This window comes from Pseudoalteromonas prydzensis (assembly GCF_011050055.1).
Taxonomy (GTDB): Bacteria; Pseudomonadota; Gammaproteobacteria; order Enterobacterales; family Alteromonadaceae; genus Pseudoalteromonas; species Pseudoalteromonas prydzensis_A.
In genome coordinates, this window is record NZ_DRGM01000218.1 from 1 (window position 1) to 2,854 (window position 2,854).

Consider the following 2,854-nt stretch of genomic DNA (forward strand, 5'->3'; position numbering starts at 1 on the left):
CGTTTGAGCACATGACAAACCCAGAGCATGTACAAATTGAACCAGATGTAAAAACGGGTAAGCGTATTGAAGAAGAGTTATTCCATCCTTCGCAAGAAGATAAAGTTAAGCTGTTATTAACTTTGATTGAAGAAGAATGGCCAGAGAAAGCCATTGTGTTTGCAAATACTAAACATAGCTGCGAAACCGTATATGCATGGTTAAAAGCTGATGGTCATCGTGTAGGTATGCTGACTGGTGATGTTAATCAGAAAAAACGCCAATCAATTTTAGCGCAATTCTCTAAAGGTGATTTAGATTTCCTAGTGGCAACTGATGTTGCAGCGCGTGGCTTACATATCCCAGAAGTAAGTCATGTATTTAACTTCGACTTACCAGATGATTGCGAAGATTATGTGCATCGAATTGGCCGTACTGCACGAGCCGGAGCATCAGGTAAGGCAATTAGTTTTGCATGTGAACAGTACGCATATAACCTTCATGAAATTGAAGAGTACATAGAGCACAGCATTCCTTTATCACATTATGATAAAAGTGCATTGCTTGATGATTTAACTAAGCCTACTATTCAAAGAAAACGTAACTATACAACAGGCCCACGCAGTCGTAGTAATAACAGCGGACGTAGACCAAACAATAGTTACCAAAAAGCACGGTCGTAATTACGGCCGTCGTTATAGTCGTAGTAGTAACTAGAGGTTTTTGAACGGTGGGGCAACTTAAACCGCAAAAAAATGTTTATGCAGTAATTGATTTAGGATCTAACAGTTTTCACATGTTGATCGCTAAGTCAATTGCTGGCGGCTTGCAAACCATAGGCCGCGTTAAACGCAAAGTCAGATTAGCCGCAGGGCTAAATGAAGATAACTTATTGAGCACAGAAGCAATGCAACGAGGTTGGGAATGTCTCGCGTTATTTGCAGAACGCCTCCAAGATATTCCGAAAAACAACATTACTATCGTTGCCACCGCTACGTTGCGTTTAGCAACCAATGCCGATGAATTTAAAATCAAAGCCGAACAAATCCTTGCCCATAAAATTAATGTTATTAGCGGTGAACTAGAAGCGCGCACGATTTATAAAGGTGTAGCGCACACTTCGTCATGCAGTGGCCGTCAATTAGTTATTGATATTGGTGGTGCCAGCACCGAAGTGGTAATTGGTAAAGGTTTTGACGCATTACATTACAAAAGCCTAAACATGGGCTGTGTTACTTACCTAGAGCGTTACTTTAAAGATTGCAAACTCAATGACGCTAATTTCAATGCCGCTATTGAAGCCGCACGAGTAGTTATTGATGATATAGCGCCAAGTTACAAAGTGGCGGGTTGGGAGATTGCATCAGGAGCATCGGGTACAGTGCAAGCGATCCAAGAAATTATGGTCGCACAATCACTTGATGACACATTAAGCCTAGATAAGCTTAATGAAATTAAAAAACAGTCGATAGCCTACAACACAATTGCTGAATTAGACCTACCAGGCTTAAGCGAAGAAAGGCGTTTAGTATTTGTTTCAGGGCTCGCTATTTTAATTGCGCTATTTGAAGCGCTTGAAATTGATAAAATGGGCTTAGCAGGCGGCGCACTTCGTGAGGGTGTGCTCTACAGTATGATCCCTGAGTTTCATAATCACGATATTCGCAAGCGCACAGTTGATGGCTTAATGAGTCGTTATCATGTTGATCAAAAGCAAGCAAACCGAGTAGCCGAGCTTAGCAGTCACCTCGCAGCTCAAGTCAGCGAGCAGTGGCTATTACTCGATAATAATGGCTTACCGTTACTTAAAGCAATTGCGCAATTACATGAAATAGGTTTGTTAATTGAATATAAGCAGTACCAAAAGCATACCGCCTATATTCTTGAAAATACCGAGATGCCTGGTTTTTCACAATCGGAGCATAAAATTATTGCTGCAGCCGCTAACGCACACCGTTCTGATCTGCAAAAGAATGTGTTTGCACATTTAGGCTGTCATGCGCAATTAACACAATATTTAACGCGCTTGATTAGGATCGCTGTGATCTTATCAATGCGTCGCCAAGATGACGTATTACCAAAATTAACTTTAACTGTTAATAATGAAGCTTTAACACTAATATTTGAAAATGATTGGTTAAAAGCGCATCCACTTATGGCAAGTGAGCTCCAACAAGAGTGTAAACAGCAAGCAAAAGCAGGCTGGAAGTTTATAGTTAAATAGTAAAAGGGCTTTAATAGCCCTTTTATTGTATTAAAAAGCACCGTTGTGCAGTAAATTTGTTCGAACAGTCAATAAAATCAAAAAAGATCAAAAAAACAGTTGATCTGTTTTTGGATCTCCCTATAATGCGACCCCACTGAGACGGCAAACAGCAACGCATAGCGAGGTATGAGCTACTCACAGAGTTAAATAAAACTTAGCATTAAATGTTCGAAAAGAAAGTTTAAAATTAAGTATTGACTCGAAAAATAAAGGATGTAATATACGCATCCCTAGCGACATTGTCGCAACGTTCTTTAACAATATAAAGCAATCATCTGTGTGGGCACTCGTACAGATTGAGTTCTAACAGCAAAACTACTTAGGTAGGGATGCAAACAAATTTAGAGTCTCAATTGAACTGAGTGACCAACAGCAATAAATTTATTTATTGCAGCACAGTCAATTCGTTTTTGGCAACAAAAACAAATAATTCAGAATTCATTGAGCATGTCCTTTGGACAGAAAAAACTTTTAATTGAAGAGTTTGATCATCCTCTCAAACCAGCTAGGGATCGTCGCCTTGGTAAGCCATTACCTTACCAACTAGCTAATCCCACTTGGGCTAATCTCTTGGCGTGAGGCCCGAAGGTCCCCCACTTTGGTCCGTAG

The 2,854-nt window shown here is 40.2% G+C and carries 2 protein-coding genes; both read left to right on the forward strand.

Going from position 1 to position 2,854, the window contains the following annotated elements; all coding sequences use genetic code 11:
* Positions 1 to 662: helicase-related protein (locus tag ENH88_RS22805; RefSeq protein WP_304185847.1), on the forward strand; the 662-nt coding region annotated here is incomplete at its 5' end.
* A gap of 47 nt (positions 663 to 709) precedes the next feature.
* Positions 710 to 2,203, forward strand: a complete 1,494-nt coding sequence (gene gppA, locus ENH88_RS22810) for a guanosine-5'-triphosphate,3'-diphosphate diphosphatase (RefSeq protein ID WP_304185849.1) — start codon at positions 710 to 712, stop codon at positions 2,201 to 2,203.
* The last annotated feature ends 651 nt before the right edge of the window (positions 2,204 to 2,854 follow it).